The sequence below is a fragment of the Pseudoalteromonas sp. S2755 genome, from assembly GCF_005886535.1.
In the GTDB taxonomy this organism is placed as follows: domain Bacteria; phylum Pseudomonadota; class Gammaproteobacteria; order Enterobacterales; family Alteromonadaceae; genus Pseudoalteromonas.
This window is the reverse complement of record NZ_PNDS01000245.1, coordinates 1-915: the sequence shown is the minus strand read 5'-3', so window position 1 is coordinate 915 and position 915 is coordinate 1. Positions and strand designations below refer to the sequence as shown.

General features: G+C 42.0%; 1 protein-coding gene and 1 pseudogene. Both read right to left on the bottom strand.

Annotated elements, in window-relative coordinates:
* A pseudogene (locus CWC03_RS23075) lies at positions 1-207 on the bottom strand (hypothetical protein); the annotation flags it as partial.
* Positions 200-757 (bottom strand): RNA polymerase sigma factor, encoded by a 558-nt coding sequence (locus CWC03_RS23070; RefSeq protein WP_138583584.1) that lies wholly within the window; start codon positions 755-757, stop codon positions 200-202. The pseudogene CWC03_RS23075 and the gene CWC03_RS23070, both read right to left, overlap by 8 nt.
* Between the last annotated feature and the right edge of the window lie 158 nt (positions 758-915).

The window sequence follows — 915 nt, the reverse complement described above, 5'->3', positions numbered from 1 at the left end:
ATGTTGATTTTGATACCACAAGGTAAAAAGTAAAGCGACTGAACAAGTAACCGCGCTCCACTGCCAAGTTTCTACACGACCCAAGTAATGATGGGCAAAGCTAACTAATCGTACTTTGATGCGAGCAGCCAAAGTTAACGGTTTGTCCTGCTTGTTAGCTTGGTAAGCCGCTTTTAACTTGGCGTCAAATTTGTCTAAATTACTCATGATTTTCACCCACTTGAGACTTTAGTGTCTCTTTTGCGTATCTAATTCGAGTTTTTACAGTCTCTTGTGTGGCCCCTACAATTTGCGCTATTTCAGCTAAGCTGAACCCCTCTAACTGTAAGCTTAGCGCCTCTTTTTGTAACAAAGGAAGTGCAGCAATTTGCTGATATAGCCACTGTTCCTCCGATGCTTTTGTAAACTCATTGGAGTTGGTCATGCCTATTTTACTATCTGTCAACTCAGAGAGTTTACCTGACGCCCTGATTGAATCGATTAGCAGGTTACGTGCAATCTGAAACAAGTAAGCCTTGGGGTGACCCTGCTGTCGATAAGCGTTTTTCTTTTCGATGACTTTTAACCATGTTTTTTGACATATATCTTCTGCCGACGCCGCCTGTGTTTGTGTTTTTAGAAAGTGAAATAAATCACTTTGATAGCGCTCAATGACTTGCTCTAGGTGTTTTACTTTACCTGTTGTCGCATATTCATAAAGCGGATCTTCTACGTTGCTGGTGGCGCGAGCACGCCATACTTTCAAGCTACTCAGCATAGGCAATCCTAAGTCTCAAGGGTCAACAGACCCTAATATCAATAAGCTAAATTAACCTGAGCTTCGGATAATTAATGCCTTTCTAGCAGCCAGTTTTAGCGCTAACTGCGTTGAATTCACTTCCAATAGCCAGCTATTGGTGCATAAATTCGCCTTGT

What these genes read in the sequence shown, in the direction of transcription:
- CWC03_RS23070 (WP_138583584.1), bottom strand. Translation starts at nt 757, where the DNA reads ATGCTGAGTAGCTTGAAAGTATGGCGTGCTCGCGCCACCAGCAACGTA.